Annotated in this window: 14 protein-coding genes; 12 read left to right on the forward strand and 2 right to left on the reverse strand. The window is 65.0% G+C overall.

Going from position 1 to position 14,665, the window contains the following annotated elements:
- Window positions 1–147: 147 nt before the first annotated feature.
- On the reverse strand, window positions 148–1,395 hold the full coding sequence (locus FJV43_RS15000) for an MFS transporter (protein WP_239628072.1): 1,248 nt from the start codon (window positions 1,393–1,395) through the stop codon (window positions 148–150).
- Between the two features lie 224 nt (window positions 1,396–1,619).
- Between FJV43_RS15000 and FJV43_RS15005 the strand changes: the two genes are divergently transcribed.
- Window positions 1,620–3,689, forward strand: a complete 2,070-nt coding sequence (locus tag FJV43_RS15005) for a prolyl oligopeptidase family serine peptidase (protein ID WP_239628073.1) — start codon at window positions 1,620–1,622, stop codon at window positions 3,687–3,689.
- 247 nt (window positions 3,690–3,936) lie between these two features.
- Here the strand turns inward: FJV43_RS15005 and FJV43_RS15010 are convergent, their stop codons facing one another.
- Window positions 3,937–4,608 carry a DUF938 domain-containing protein gene (locus FJV43_RS15010; protein WP_239628075.1) on the reverse strand — a complete coding sequence of 224 codons (672 nt, stop codon included), beginning with the start codon at window positions 4,606–4,608 and terminating at the stop codon, window positions 3,937–3,939.
- A 231-nt stretch (window positions 4,609–4,839) separates the two neighbouring features.
- Here FJV43_RS15010 and soxX point away from each other — a divergent pair, with 231 nt between their 5' ends.
- The 11 genes from soxX (at window position 4,840) to FJV43_RS15065 (ending at window position 14,665) form a co-directional block, all read left to right on the forward strand.
- Complete coding sequence (gene soxX, locus FJV43_RS15015) at window positions 4,840–5,190, forward strand: sulfur oxidation c-type cytochrome SoxX (protein WP_239628080.1); 351 nt, start codon at window positions 4,840–4,842, stop codon at window positions 5,188–5,190.
- A 25-nt stretch (window positions 5,191–5,215) separates the two neighbouring features.
- Window positions 5,216–5,707 carry a thiosulfate oxidation carrier protein SoxY gene (soxY, locus tag FJV43_RS15020; RefSeq protein WP_239628081.1) on the forward strand — a complete coding sequence of 164 codons (492 nt, stop codon included), beginning with the start codon at window positions 5,216–5,218 and terminating at the stop codon, window positions 5,705–5,707.
- Between the two features lie 14 nt (window positions 5,708–5,721).
- Window positions 5,722–6,033 (forward strand): thiosulfate oxidation carrier complex protein SoxZ, encoded by a 312-nt coding sequence (gene soxZ / locus FJV43_RS15025; RefSeq protein WP_239628084.1) that lies wholly within the window; start codon window positions 5,722–5,724, stop codon window positions 6,031–6,033.
- Window positions 6,033–6,896 (forward strand): sulfur oxidation c-type cytochrome SoxA, encoded by an 864-nt coding sequence (soxA, locus tag FJV43_RS15030; RefSeq protein ID WP_239628085.1) that lies wholly within the window; start codon window positions 6,033–6,035, stop codon window positions 6,894–6,896. The genes soxZ and soxA overlap by 1 nt, the downstream gene beginning before the upstream one ends.
- Complete coding sequence (locus FJV43_RS15035) at window positions 6,893–7,198, forward strand: hypothetical protein (protein WP_239628087.1); 306 nt, start codon at window positions 6,893–6,895, stop codon at window positions 7,196–7,198. The genes soxA and FJV43_RS15035 overlap by 4 nt, the downstream gene beginning before the upstream one ends.
- A gap of 54 nt (window positions 7,199–7,252) precedes the next feature.
- Window positions 7,253–9,004 (forward strand): thiosulfohydrolase SoxB, encoded by a 1,752-nt coding sequence (soxB, locus tag FJV43_RS15040; protein WP_239628089.1) that lies wholly within the window; start codon window positions 7,253–7,255, stop codon window positions 9,002–9,004.
- A complete protein-coding gene (locus FJV43_RS15045; protein ID WP_239628091.1) occupies window positions 9,001–9,459 on the forward strand; it encodes a hypothetical protein in 459 nt (152 codons plus the stop codon). The genes soxB and FJV43_RS15045 overlap by 4 nt, the downstream gene beginning before the upstream one ends.
- Window positions 9,460–9,750: 291 nt before the next feature.
- Window positions 9,751–10,788 carry an MBL fold metallo-hydrolase gene (locus tag FJV43_RS15050; protein WP_239628093.1) on the forward strand — a complete coding sequence of 346 codons (1,038 nt, stop codon included), beginning with the start codon at window positions 9,751–9,753 and terminating at the stop codon, window positions 10,786–10,788.
- Between the two features lie 83 nt (window positions 10,789–10,871).
- Window positions 10,872–11,045, forward strand: coding sequence for a hypothetical protein (locus FJV43_RS15055; protein ID WP_239628095.1), 174 nt, complete (start codon window positions 10,872–10,874; stop codon window positions 11,043–11,045).
- Between the two features lie 482 nt (window positions 11,046–11,527).
- Window positions 11,528–12,736, forward strand: a complete 1,209-nt coding sequence (locus tag FJV43_RS15060) for an MFS transporter (protein WP_239628097.1) — start codon at window positions 11,528–11,530, stop codon at window positions 12,734–12,736.
- Between the two features lie 213 nt (window positions 12,737–12,949).
- Entirely contained in the window at window positions 12,950–14,665 is a 1,716-nt protein-coding gene (locus tag FJV43_RS15065) for an amidohydrolase family protein (RefSeq protein WP_239628099.1), read from the forward strand.

The raw sequence follows: 14,665 nt of genomic DNA on the forward strand, positions 1-14,665 counted from the left end.
GCCCAGGCATCCACTCTCTTCCTTCGACGTCGCAAAGACGTGGATGGCCGGGACAAGCCCGGCCATGACGACATCTAACTAACCCTCACCAGAAAATCACTTCGACGGCGATCGAAGCATCAACGCTGCTGACAGCCTCCCGCCAACCTAGACCGCGTCAGGAAACTCACCCATCGCCGCATCCAGCCGCGCCTTGCGGCGGCGGGCCCAGGAGACCAGCGACAGCACGGCAAGGCCCAGCACGACAGGCGGGAACACCACCAGGTTCACCGCCGACCAGCCGTAATTGGCGAGCAATTGCCCGGAGGAGAACGAGCCGATCGCCATCATGCCGAACACCAGGAAATCGTTGAAGGCCTGCACCTTGTTGCGCTCCTGCGGCCGGTGCGTCTCCAGCACCAGCACGGAGGCGCCGATGAAGGAGAAATTCCAGCCGACGCCGAGCACGATCAGCGTCGCCCAGAAATGCATCGCGGTGAGGCCGGAGAGGCCGATACCGGCGGCGCCGGCTTCCAGCAGCAGGCCGGCGGCCACGACCTTCGGCGCACCGAAGCGGGCGATCAGCGTGCCCGTGAAGAAGCTCGGTCCGTACATCGCGACGATGTGCCATTGCAGGCCGAAATTGGAATCGGACACGCTGAGGCCGCACAGCTTCATGGCGAGCGGCGCCGAGGTCATCACCAGGTTCATCATGGGATAGGAGATCACGCCGCACAGCGCCGCCGCGATGAAGCGTGGCTGGGTCACGATGGTGAGCAGCGGCCGGCCGCCGTGCAGATCGGCCGGCGCGGGCTTGGGCATGTCGACGCCGGCGACGATGCCCATCGCGACCAGCGCCACGGCGGCCTGCACCAGGAAGCTGAAGGCGAACAGATAGGGCTGCCAGACGTCCATGGTCCATTGCACGAGCTGCGGACCGAGCACGCCGGCGAACACCCCGCCCGCCATCACCCAGGACACCGCCTTGGGACGGTAGGCCGCGCTGGCGCCGTCGGCGGCGGCGAAGCGATAGGACTGCGCCACGGCGCCGTAGAGGCCGCCCAGGAAGGTCGCGACACAGAACAGTGCGAACGAGCCGTGCAGGATCGCGAACGAGCCGAGCAGGCCGGTGAGCGCGCCGAGGCCCGTGCCGATGACGAAAGCCACGCGGCGACCGAAGCGACGCGAGATCGCGCCGGTCGGCAGCGTGCCCGCAGCGAGCCCCACCACATACATCGAGATCGGCACGGTCGCGAACGACATGTCGGGCGCGAGCGTCGCGCCGACGATCGCGCCGGTGGCGAAGATCACCGCGGAGTTCGCGCCGGTCAGCGCCTGCGCGGCGGCAAGGCGCACCACATTGGCACGCACGCGGGCATCGTCGGCGATCTCATTGACTGCAGTCACGTCCAACATCGAAATTTTTCCGCCCCAAGGGACTTTCAAGGGCTCACGAGGGCTGTTGATTCCCGGCACTATGGAGGGGCGTGGGAAGGCGGGCAACCGGCGCAAACGGGCGCAGGCCATGTCTCTGACGCAATCGGGCAGATGATAGCGGGCCGCCGCGCTTGACGGCTTGCGCTCGATCAAATCCTATCCGCCGCGATTTCCAAGAGCCTCGGTCCCCAGGAGTTTCGTTCATGTCCGTCGACGACAGGCCCACGCTCAGCGCTCCCGACGACGATCCCTGGCTGTGGCTGGAGGAGATCGAGAGCACGCAGGCGCTCGATTTCGTGGAGCGGCAGAACAGCCTGACGCTCGCCGCGTTCGGCGGAGCGGCTTTCGCCCGCGACCGCGACATCCTCGCGGCGATCTACGACCGGCCGGACAACATTCCCTATGTCAGCCGGCGCGGCAACGACCTCCACAACCTCTGGAAGGACGCCAGTAACCCGCGCGGCCTGTGGCGGCGAACCACGCTGGCGGAATTTCGCAAGGCCGATCCGGCATGGGAGACCATGCTGGATATCGACCGGCTCGCAGCGAGCGAAGGCGAGGACTGGCTGCTCGGCGGGATCGCCACGATGCCGGGAAGCTCGCGGGCGATCCTGAGCCTGTCGCGCGGCGGCAGCGACGCCGTCACCTTGCGGGAATTCGACCTCGCCACGAAGAGTTTCGTGGCGGACGGCTTCACGCTGCCGGAAGCCAAGGGCAGCGTCGACTGGCTCGATGCCGACACGCTGCTGCTGTCGAGCGCCCATGGCGAGGGCATGGCGACGAGCTCGGGATATGCGCGGACGGTTCGCCTGTGGCAGCGAGGCCAGCCTGTCGATCAGGCGCAGGTGATCATCGAGACCGCGGCCGATCACATGACGATCTATGGCAGCGTCGACGACACCGGTGCGGCGCCGCGGGTGTGGATCATCGACCAGATCGACTTCTTCAATCACGCGACCTGGCTGCGCGATGCGGCGGGCACGACGACGAAGCTCGATCTGCCGACCGGAATCTGGATGCAGGCGCATGGCGACTGGTTCGCGATGAAGCTGCGCAAGGACTGGACGGTCGCAGGTCAGACCCATGTCACCGATACCGTGCTCGGCATCTCGCTTTCGGCGTTCCTGGCCGGCAGCCGCGATTTCGCGGTGCTGTTCGAGCCGGCACCGCGGCGCGCGCTGCAGGGTTTGTTCTGGGCCGCCGGACAGCTGGTGCTCTCGATCCTCGACGAGCTCAAGCCGCGCTTCGAGATCTGCACGCCATCCGCAACGGGCTGGAGCCGCGAGACGCTTCCCGGCCTGCCGGGAATCGGCGTCGTCGACGTCTGGCCGCTCGATCGCCATCCCTCCGAAAGCAATGGCGACCTGCTCGCCAATGTGCAGGACCCGCTCACGCCGCCGTCGCTGCTGTTGATCGAGCGCGGCATCGCCAGCCCGACCGTGCTGAAGCAGGCGCCGAAGACGTTCACCGCCGACGGCCTCGTGGTGACGCAGCACGAGGCGATCTCGATCGACGGCGAGCGTATTCCCTATGTGCAGACCGGGCCCGCCGGGGAGACCGGCGATGCGCCGGTCTATATGAGTGCCTATGGCGGCTTCGGACTTGCCGTGAAGCCGTACTACAACGCCTCGCTCGGCAAGCTGTGGCTGGAGCGCGGCGGCACGACGGTGCAGGCGAACTTGCGTGGCGGCGGCGAGTTCGGCACGCGCTGGCACGATGCCGGACGGCTGGCCGGCAAGAAGCTGTCGCACGACGATTTCGCCGCGGTCGCGGCCGATCTGGTCCGCCGCGGCGTGACGCAGCCGAAGCGCATCGCGGCGCAGGGCGGATCGAACGGCGGCATCCTCATCACCAACATGCTGGTGCGCTACCCCGAGCGCTTCGGCGCTCTGTTCTGCACCATCCCGCTGATCGACATGCGCCGCTACACGAAGCTGCTCGCGGGCGCGAGCTGGATCGCGGAATATGGCGACCCCGACAAGCCCGAGGAATGGGAGTGGCTGAAGACTTACTCGGCCTATCACAACGTGAAGGCCGGCAAGGCCTATCCGCCGATCCTGATCGCGACCACGCGACGCGACGACCGCGTCCATCCCGGCCATGCGCGCAAGATGGCCGCCAAGCTGCAGGCGATGGGCTTTGAAGCCTGGTTCTACGAGCCCGCTGCCGGCGGACACGGCTACGGCAAGGACAACAAGGAGCGCGCCGGCTTCGAGGTGCTCGGCTTCCGGTTTTTGAAGGAGAGGATCGGGTGGAAGGACGGCGAGGTGTAGTCGTGACCCCGCTTCAAGCCTCTGATCGCATCGCGACGTAAGCCGGCCACCACTCTCTCATTCCCTCCCCCTTGCGGGGAGGGGCAGGGAGAGAGGTGCCACACGGGGACTCTCTCGATGTACGCGCGACATGATCGGAGATGGTTAGACCTTTTGCTGGGCTACCCCTCTCCCCCGCCCTCCCCCACAAGGGGGGAGGGAGCGCAGCGCCGTTGCGGCGCGCACCCGGGCCCAAGCCAGCAACGCCTCAGCGCGCAAACACCAGCGTGAGATTGTTCGCGGGCATATCGATGGTGTCGACGAGATGAAGGCCCGTGCCTTTTGCCAGTGTCTCGACATCGCTGATATCGCGCACGCCCCAATCGGGATTGCCTTCGCGCAAGGAAGTGTCGAACACCGCATTGCTGAGCGCGGTGTGTTTGCCGTCGCGCTTGAAGGGGCCATAGAGGAACAGCTTGCCGTCGGCGCGCAGAAAGCGACCGGCGCCGGCGAACAGGCCTTCGGCCACGGCCCAGGGTGCGATGTGAATGACATTGGCGCAGAACACGGCCGCGAGGTCAGTCGGCCCCTGCCCGCTCTTCATCTCCGGACACCAGTCGGGATCGGTGAGATCGATCCGCAGGGGCGAGCGGATGTTCGGCAGGCCCGCATGCACGCGCCAGGCTTCGATGCTCTTGAGATGGCGCTGGTTGAGGTCGCTCGGCCACCAGATCAGATCGGGCGCGTGGCGGGCGAAATGAACCACGTGCTGGCCGGTTCCGCTGCCGAGTTCCACCACGTTGCCGGTGCAGCCCGCGAGATACTTTTCCAGCGCGGCCCAGATCGGTTCGTGATTGCGATGAAAGGCCGGCGCATCGAGCCGGCCATCCGGCTCGACCCGTCCGCCATCCCTGCCAAATTCGACGACATAGTCAGCCAAGTGACGTCCCCAATAATGTGAAGCAGAAAACACGGTTTCAGGACCAGAACGGCCCCGAGAATAATTTGCTAATTCCAGTCGATCCGATGAACGAACCATCTCATCGGTTGCAATGCGCGGGATATTAACTCCATTTTGCCGCGTGCATAGTCTTGATTGTCAGGCGATGCCCTTTGTGCTTTTGAACAATTCCGCAAACGAGATCATCGAGATACCGCTCCGGACGATGCCTTGACCGTCTTTCCTTGCAAGCCCGCCCTGCTGGTTGCGCTGGCCCTTATCGCCGGCGCGGCCCCGGCGCGGGCGCAGTCCAACGTGGCCGCGGGCGAGAAGCTCGCCTTCGACCGCGGCAAGGGCAATTGCCTGACCTGCCACGTCATCAAAGGCGGTGATCTGCCGGGAACGATCGGGCCGGAACTGAAGGACATCAAGGCCAAATACCCCGATCGCAACGAGCTGTTCGCCATCATCTTCGACGAGACCAAGCGCAATCCGCAGACCATGATGCCGCCGTTCGGCCGGAACCGGATTTTGACCGAACAGGAGATCAACGCGATCGTTGATTTCCTGCAGACCCTGTAACGGCCGGCTGCCCAGGAGACTCGAGATGACCACGACCACGAAGCCTCGTCCGACGCGGCGCCTGATCCTTCAGGGCGCAGCCTCCGTCGTGCTGCTCGGCCTCGGCAATCTGCCGTTCGGCGCCGCTCCCGCGCGCGCCGCGGCCAACGACAAATATCCGGAAGAGGCGTTCAAGCAGAAGAACGAGGCCGACGCGATCAAGGCACTCTATGGCAAGACCGCGGAGCCGTCCGACAAGGTCAAGCTCGACGCGCCGGAGATCGCCGAGAATGGCGGCGTGGTGCCGATCTCGGTGACGACGTCACTCGACAAGGTCACCTCGATCTCGTTCTTCGTGGCCGAGAACCCGAACGCGCTCGCGGCAAGCTACAAGATTCCCGAGGGCACGATCCCTGCCGTCGCCAACCGGCTGAAGATGGCCAAGACCACCAAATTGACCGCGATCGTGGAAGCCGACGGCAGGCTCTACAGCGCGACCAAGGAGGTCAAGGTCACCGTCGGCGGTTGTGGCGGTTAGCGAGGCAGTTCGACATGGCATCCAGCATTCGCGTGCGCGCGACATCCAACGGCGACATCACCGAGGTGCAGACGCTGATCCAGCACCCCATGGACACCGGCCTGGTCAAGGATTCCAGGGGCGAGCTGATTCCGGCGCACTTCATCCAGGAGCTGAAGTTCGAATGGAACGGCAAGGACGTCTTCGTCGCCAATTGGGGCACTGCGGTCTCCAAGGACCCTTACGTCAAGTTCAGCTTCAAGGGCGCCAGGAAGGGCGACGAGCTCAAGATCTCCTGGACCGACAACAAGGGTGCGTCGGATACGACGACCGCGAAGATCGCGTGATGAAACAGCGCGCCACTGTTCTGCTCGGCTCAGCGTTCGTCGCACTCGCGGCGCTCGCTTTCGCCGCAACGCGTGTCGTCGCCGCCGACAAGGTCGATCCCGTCGCCGATGCCAAGGCGTTCCAGAACTTCTTCTTCCAGAAGTTTCCGAACGTGAAGCACGAGGATTTCGTCAACGGTCCTTATTCCATGAACGAGGACATGAAGCGGCAGTGGCAGGAGAAGGAGGAATTCCCGCCCTACGAGTTTGCGCTCGATGCTGGCAAGGAGATGTTCTCGACCCCGTTCAAGAACGGCAAGACCTACGCCGACTGCTTTCCGAACGGCGGCATCGGCATCCGACAGAACTATCCCTATTTCGACGAGAAGGAAGGCAAGGTCGTCACGCTGGAGCTTGCACTCAACCGCTGCCGCGAGGCCAATGGCGAAGCGCCCTATTCCTACGTCAAGGACGAGATGGCCTCGCTCACCGCCTACATGGCCTACACCTCGCGCGGCAAGCCGATGGACATCAAGATTCCCGACGATCCCCGTGCGCTGGCGGCGTTCGAGAACGGCAAGCGCTATTTCTACACGCGGCGCGGCCAGATGAATTTCTCCTGCGCCAGCTGCCATGTGCAGAGCCCGGGTGAGCGCATCCGCGCCGAGACCCTGGCACCCGCGCTCGGCATCCTCAACGCGATGCCGATCTACCGCTCCGAATGGAGCGGCATGGGCACCACCAGCCGCCGCTTCGTCACCTGCAACAGCCAGACCCGCGCGGTTCCGCTGGAGCCGCAATCGGACGAATATCGCGACGTCGAATATTTCCTGTCCTACGTCGCCAACGGCCTGCCGATCTCGGGACCGGGAGCACGGCCATGAAGCGGTCACTTGCTCTCGCCATGCTGCTCGTCTTGAGCCTTGCGCCATCCGCGCGCGCGGCGAACGAGGCGGACTACAAGGCGGCCTATGCCGCCGCCGAAGCCGCCTCCAAGGAGGCGACCGGCATGCGCAATCAATGGACCGTGACCGTATCTGCGCTGGCAGCAGCGAAGAAGGCTGCCGACGGCGGGGATTTCGACCGTGCGGTTGCCGCAGCCAGGGAGGCCGAGGCGCTGGCGAAGGCGTCGATCTTCCAGGCCACGTCCGAAAAAGAAGCCTGGAAGGCGATGGAAATCCGCTAGACTGCGCCTGAGTGGAATAGTCCGACGATCACGAGAGGCGCGGAGAATTCTTGGATGGCGATCCGCCGCCGCGATTTCCTGAGAAGTGCAGGCCTTGCCGCCGCGACGCTCGGCCTGCCGCGGCTGGCCCGCGGCACCGAGACCGCGAGCATCTACGACATCGAGCGGTTCGGAAACGCACGGATCCTGCACATCACCGACACGCACGCGCAGCTCAATCCGGTCTATTTCCGCGAGCCCAGCGTCAACATCGGCATCGGTGAGATGGCGGGACGGCCGCCGCACCTGGTCGGCCGCGCCTTCCTGGAGCGGTTCGGCATCCGGCCCGACAGCGCGGATGCCTATGCTTTCACCTGCTTCGAGTTCGAAAAGTCCGCAGGCCGGTTCGGCAAGCTCGGCGGCTTTGCCCATCTGAAGACGCTGGTCGACCGCTTGCGCGCCGATGTCGGCGAGAGGCGCTCGCTTCTCGTTGACGGTGGCGATCTCTGGCAGGGCACGGGGCTCGCGAACCTGATGCAGGGCCGCGACATGGTCGAGGTTGCCAATCTGCTCGGCATCGAGGCGATGACCGGGCATTGGGAATTCACCTATGGCGAGCAGGCGCTGCGCGACAATCTCGAGCGCTTCAAGGGCGAGTTCCTGGCGCAGAACGTGTTCCTGACCGAGGAAGCCGCGTTCAACGACGCCCCCGCCTTCGACAAGGCCACTGGCCGCGTGTTCAAGCCTTCGATGATCAAGGAGATCGGCGGGCATCGCGTCGCGATCGTCGGCCAAGCCTTCCCTTACGTTCCGATCGCGCATCCCAAACGATTTACACCGGACTGGAGCTTCGGCATCCGCGAGGAGGAGTTGCAGAAGCATGTCGATGCCTTGCGGAGCACCGACAAGGTCGATGCCGTCGTCCTGCTGTCGCACAACGGCATGGATGTCGACCTCAAGCTCGCAAGCCGGGTCACCGGCATCGACGTCATCCTCGGCGGCCACACCCATGATGCCGTACCGCAGCCGATTGCCGTGAAGAATGCAGGCGGCACGACGCTCGTCACCAATGCCGGCTCCAACGGGAAATTCCTGGCCGTGCTCGATCTTGCACTCGACAGAGGCAAGGTCAGCGACGTTCACTATCATCTGCTGCCGGTCTATTCCGAACTGCTGAAGCCCGACCCTGCGATGGCCGAGCTGATCGGCCGGCTGCGCGCGCCGCATGTGAGCGACTGGTCGGAGAAGATCGCAACACCGGATCACCTGCTCTACCGCCGCGGCAATTTCTCCGGGCCCGTCGACGAGATGATCTGCACCGCGCTGCGTGCCGAACTCGACGCCGAGATCGCGCTGTCGCCGGGATTTCGCTGGGGCATCACCGCGCTGTCCGGCCAGGCACTGACCATGGAGGATCTGCTGGCGGAGACCGCGATCAGCTACCCCGAGACCTATGTGCAGGAAATGACGGGAGCCCAGATCAAGGACCTGCTGGAGGACGTTTGCGACAACCTCTTCAACGCTGATCCCTATTACCAGCAGGGTGGCGACATGGTGCGCGTCGGCGGGCTCAGCTACACCTGCACGCCGACAGCCGCGATCGGCAGCCGCATCTCGGAGCTGAAGCTGGGCAGCGGCAAGGCGCTCGGCGCCAGCCACCGCTACAAGGTCGCGGGCTGGGCTTCGGTCAACGGCCAGCAAGGCGCGCCGGTGTGGGACGTCGTCGGCAAATATCTGCGCTCGGGCCGGATGTTGCCGGAGCGGGTCGGCTCCGGCGTCACGCTGAAGGGGGTCGAGGGCAATCCAGGCATTGCAGGACAGGGATGATGCGATCGCAGCTCTTGGCCGCGATGATGCTGACACTGCTCGTCTGGACGGCGGCCCCGCCCGCTCTTGCGCAACAGGTGCCGCTCCAGGACAAGCCGTTCGCCGAGCACAGGGTCGTGCTGCAACTCTCCGACGGCGATGCGAGGAAGCAGGCGCTGGTGCTGAGCGTCGCCAACAACCTCCTGAAGGCCTACGATCCTGACAAGATCGCGATCGAAGTGGTGGCGTTCGGTCCCGGCATCGACCTGCTTCTTGCCGGCAGCGAGCGCCGCAAGCAGGTCGAGAGTCTGATCGCGCAAGGCGTTCGCTTCGACATCTGCCTCAACACCGTCGATACGATCGAGCGGGAAACCGGCAAGCGGCCGGAGTTCATCCCCGCTGCCACGCCGGTGCAGGTGGGGGTCGGACAGATCCTGTTCCTGGCGGAGAACGGGTACACATTGGTGAGGCCGTAGGACTATTCCGTGCCACGGCGTCCCCACGTGCTCAGTGTCATTCCCCGCGAAAGCGGGGAATCCGGTACTCTGCAGCTTCTCCGTATCTCACTTTGGCCTCTGGAATACTGGATCGCCCGCCTTCGGGCGATGACAGCTGGGCGTGAGGCAATGGCATGGCCGACCATCTCCTATACCCGCACCGCAACAAAAATCTTCCAAATCCTCTCGCCAAGACAGTGAATTGCTTCTCTTTTTTGCCCGGAACGTAGTAGAATTCTCGAAACGAGTTCCACTGCCGGACTTCCCGCCATGATCTTCCGCCAGCTCTTCGACAGCGTTTCGGGCACCTACAGCTATCTCCTGGCCAGCCGCGCCGGCGGCGAGGCGCTCATCCTGGATCCCGTGCTGGAAAAGGTCGACCGCTACTGCCAATTGCTGCGCGAGCTCGACCTCAAGCTGGTGAAGGCAGTGGATACCCATCTGCATGCCGACCATGTCACCGGCCTCGGCGAACTGCGCGACCGCACCCATTGCATGACCGTGATGGGCGACCAGACCAAGGCCGACGTGGTGGCGATGCGGGTGGCCGACGGCGACAAGGTGACGATCGAGGGCCTGTCGCTCGACGTGATGTACACGCCGGGTCACACCGACGATTCCTATTCCTATCTGATGGGAGACCGCGTCTTCACCGGCGACACGCTCCTGATCCGCGGCACCGGCCGCACCGATTTCCAGAACGGATCCTCGCGCGCCCAGTATGATTCGATCTTCAACCGCCTGCTCAAGCTGCCGGACGAGACGATGGTGTTCCCGGCGCATGACTACAAGGGCGACACCGTCTCCACCATCGGCGAGGAGAAGCGCTACAATCCGCGGCTCCAGGTGCGCTCGGTGGACGAATATATCGAGTTGATGGCGAACCTGAAGCTGCCCAATCCGAAGATGATGGACGTGGCGGTGCCCGCCAACATGCATGTCGGCCTGCATCAGGAGGAGCTGGAAAAGGAAGGCCGCGCGCTCAGCGCCGTCGAGGCGATTCGCGCGCTCGGCCGGCCCGACATCCTTCTGGTCGACCTGCGCGAGACCAACGAGCGGGTGAAGCACGGCACGCTCGAAGGCGCGCTGCACACGCCCTATCCCTCCGTCGAGGAGAGCCTCAAGCCCGGCGGCATGCTGCGCGAGGTCGCGGCCGCCACCGGCCGCCGTGTGGTGTTCTTCTGCGCCTTTGGCGAACGCTCGGCGATGGCCGTGGCGGCTGCGAAGGAAGCGGGACTTCTCAACACCGCCCATATCGCCGGCGGCATCGATGCCTGGAAGAAGGCGGGCGGGCCGGTGCTGCACTGAACGGCCATCGGCTTGCGATAGGTCAGGCGCTGCAAGCATTTTCCGGATAGGATCGGGTTCAGCATCACCATCCGGGACCAATCATGGCCAAGACTGGCAAGCCGAGCGAGCCGCCCAAGACCACCGAGAACAGGTCGGCGGACGACAAGGCGAAGAAGCCTCTGCCGCCGCGCGAGATCGATGACGACGATTACGAGGACGGCGATATCGCAACACCGAAGCGCGACCGCTACGGGCCGGATGACGATCCGTTGTGAGGGCATGAAGCTGCCTCGCGAACGGTGCGTTCCCTCCCCGGGGGAGGGTTAGGAGAGGGGTGCCACACGGGGACTCCATCGCTCGCGCAAAAATCTTCTTCGCGACGACGAACACTTTTTGCTGGGCTACCCCCTCTCCCCCACCCTCCCCCGCAAGGGCAGGGCTATCGCATATGAGATGTCGCTATGGGCACCGGCTGTCTCCACAGCGTCATGGCCGGGCTTGTCCCGGCCATCCACGCCTTTCCACGCGGCACAAGAACGTGGATGCCCGGGACAAGCCCGGGCATGACGACCTCTGCAAAATTCAAATGCGATTGCCCTGCCCGCAAGGGGGGAGGGAGCGCAGTGTGCCACACTGCACCGCCGAGCAATCATCGAGATTGCAGCGCCCGCGCTGGCTGCCATGCGCCTGCGTTCATGGACAAATAACCGCTCTCCCCGATAGTTTGCACCTCCATCGGGAGTGAAACGGAACTGCAATGGTCGACGTTCTCGCCGCACCGCAGCAAGGCAAGGCGGACAGTGCGCTGCGCACGCTGACCGGAATCTCGATCGCGCATTGGGTCAGCCATTTCCATCTGCTGGTGCTGCCGATGCTGTTCCCGTTTCTCAAGAGCCAGCTCGGCGTCGGCTATATCGAGCTCGGTTTCGCGCTCACCGTGTTTGCGGTGGTGTCCGGCCTGACGCAGGCGCCGACGGGCTATCTGGTCGACCATTTCGGTGCGCGCAGGATTTTGCTGGCCGGGCTGACGCTCGGCGGTGTCGCGCTGATCCTGCTCGGGCTGCATCTCAGCTACGCCTCGCTGATCGCCTGCGCCGTGCTGCTCGGCCTCGCCAACAGCGTCTACCATCCCGCCGATTACGCGATTCTGGCCGAGCACATGGACGAGGCGCGGATGGGCCGCGCCTTCTCGATCCACACCTTTGCCGGCTTTCTCGGCGGTGCGGTGGCGCCGGCCCTCGTCGCAGCGCTCGTCACATTGTCCGGTGGCGCCGGGGCGCTGATCGCGTCCGGCGCGATTGGTGTCGCAGTGGCGCTGCTGCTGATCGTCATGAACATTCCGGACGCCGGCGCGCACAAGAAGAAGCCGGGCGGCGAGAGCGCGCCGAAGCAGGCGGTGATCACGCCGGCGCTGATCACCCTGACCGCGCTGTTCATGCTGCTCAGCCTGTCGGTCGCCGGCATCAACAATTTCGGCGTGGTGGCGCTGATGGGCGGCTACGGCGCCTCTTACTCCGCCGCCAACATCGCGCTGACCGCGTTCCTGGGCGCCAGTGCCATCGGCGTGCTCGCGGGCGGCTTCCTCGCCGACCACACCGAGCGTCACGGCTATGTCGCGGCTGCCTGCTTTGCGGCGAACGCGGCAATCGTGCTGCTGATCGCGCTGGTGACGCTGCCGGGCTGGGCACTGACCGCCACGATGGCGACCGCGGGCTTCCTCTCCGGCGTGATCGCGCCCTCGCGCGACATGCTGGTGCGCAATGCGGCGCCTGCCGGCGCTGCGGGGCGCGCCTTCGGCATCGTCTCTACCGGTTTCAATCTCGGCGGCATCGTCTCACCGCTGCTGTTCGGATGGATCATGGACCAGGGCGCGCCGCATTGGGTGTTCGGCGCGTCCGTGATCTTCATGGTCGCGACGGTGGTGCTGTCGCCGTTCACGGAACGGAAGCCGCAAACGAAGGCGTAGCTACAAACTCAACTGTCGTACCTGCGAACGCAGGGACCCATAACCACAGGGAGCAATCGTCGCGCGAGGTTGGTAACTCCGGGTCTTCGCAAAACATCTGCCTGTGGTTATGGCGACGAACGCAAGCGATCGCGCAGGGGTCCCGGATCTGCACTTCGCTTGTCCGGGACGACGGATAGAGAAAAGCAAAACAACAAAACGGGAAGAAGCACCATGAACACTCCTGATCTCGTGATCCGTGGCGGCACCGTTGCGGACGGAAGCGGCGGCGCGTTGTTCGAGGCCGATGTTGCCATCAGCGGCGGCAAGATCAGCGAGGTCGGGAAGGTCGCAGGCACAGGCCGTGAAGAGATCGACGCGCGCGGCAAGCTGGTGACACCCGGCTTCGTCGACGTGCACACCCATTACGACGGGCAGGTCACCTGGAGCCAGGACATCACGCCGTCCTCACAGAACGGCGTCACCACGGCGATCATGGGCAATTGCGGCGTCGGCTTTGCGCCGTGCAAGCCTGATGACCACACCCGCCTGATCCAGCTCATGGAAGGCGTCGAGGACATTCCGGAGCCGGTGCTGAGCGCCGGCATTCCCTGGGCCTGGGAGAGCTTTCCGGACTACATGGACTGGCTCTCCAGGCGCGATTTCGACATCGATGTCGGTGCGCAATTGCCGCATGCGGCGCTGCGCGTCTATGTCATGGGCGAGCGCGGCGCGCGCCGCGATCCCTCGACCGCGGAGGACAATGCGGCGATGGCGAGGCTCGCGGGCGAGGCGGTACGCTCGGGCGCGCTCGGCTTCTCGACCTCGCGGACGCTCAATCATCGCACCTCGACCGGCGATTTCACACCGACGCTGAAAGCAGGTGAGGACGAGCTCACCGCGATTGCCGGCGCGATGCACCGGCAGGGCCGCAGCGTGCTGCAATTCGTGCTCGACCTCTCCACCATCCACGAGGACCTGCCGATGATGCTGCGGGTCGCAGACTCGACGAAATGCCCGATCTCGTTCTCGATCACGCAGAACGACAAGGCACCGCAGCGCTGGCGCCAGACGCTGGACGAGATCAATGCGGCAGCACGGCGCGGCCTCTCCGTCACCGCGCAGATCGCGGCGCGCCCTGTCGGGCTCCTGCTCGGGCTCGAGCTGTCGCGCAACCCTTTCCAGACCCATCCGAGCTACAGGGCGATCGCCCACCTGCCGCTGCAGGAGCGGCTGGCGCGGCTGCGCCAGCCTGATGTGCGCAAGGCAATCCTGAGCGAGACGGCGACCGCGACCGACGATCCGCTGTTCTTCCGTCCCGACTACGACAAGATGTTCCTGCTCGGCGATCCCCCCGACTACGAGCAGCCGCCGGAGAACGCGCTGGGGGCGCAAGCGCGCAGGCAGGGACGTCAGCCGGAAGAGCTCGCCTATGACGCCATGCTGTCGGACGAAGGCCGCGGCATGCTCTACGTGCCATTCCTCAACTATTCCGACGGCAATCTCGATGCGACGCGCGAGATGCTGCTCGACCCGCAATCGGTGCCGGGCCTGTCCGACGGCGGCGCGCATTGTGGCATCATCTGCGACGCGAGCTTCCCGACCTATCTGCTGACGCACTGGACGCGTGACCGCAAGCGCGGCGAGAAGCTCACGATTCCGTTCGTGGTCGCGGCGCAGTCGCGCAAGACCGCGCTCTCGGTCGGGCTCGTCGACCGCGGCCTGATCGCGCCCGGCTACAAGGCCGACGTCAACGTGATCGACTACGACCGCCTGCATCTGCATCCGCCGAAGGTGCATTACGATCTGCCGGTCGGCGGGCGGAGGTTGCTGCAGGATGTGGACGGCTACGACGCGACCATCGTGTCGGGCGTGGTGACACGGCGACATGGCGAGGCGACGGGGCGTCGCCCAGGCAAGCTGATTCGCGGTACGCAGGGTGTGAATTAG

It is taken from the genome of Bradyrhizobium sp. I71, from assembly GCF_022354745.1.
Classification (GTDB): Bacteria; Pseudomonadota; Alphaproteobacteria; order Rhizobiales; family Xanthobacteraceae; genus Bradyrhizobium; species Bradyrhizobium liaoningense.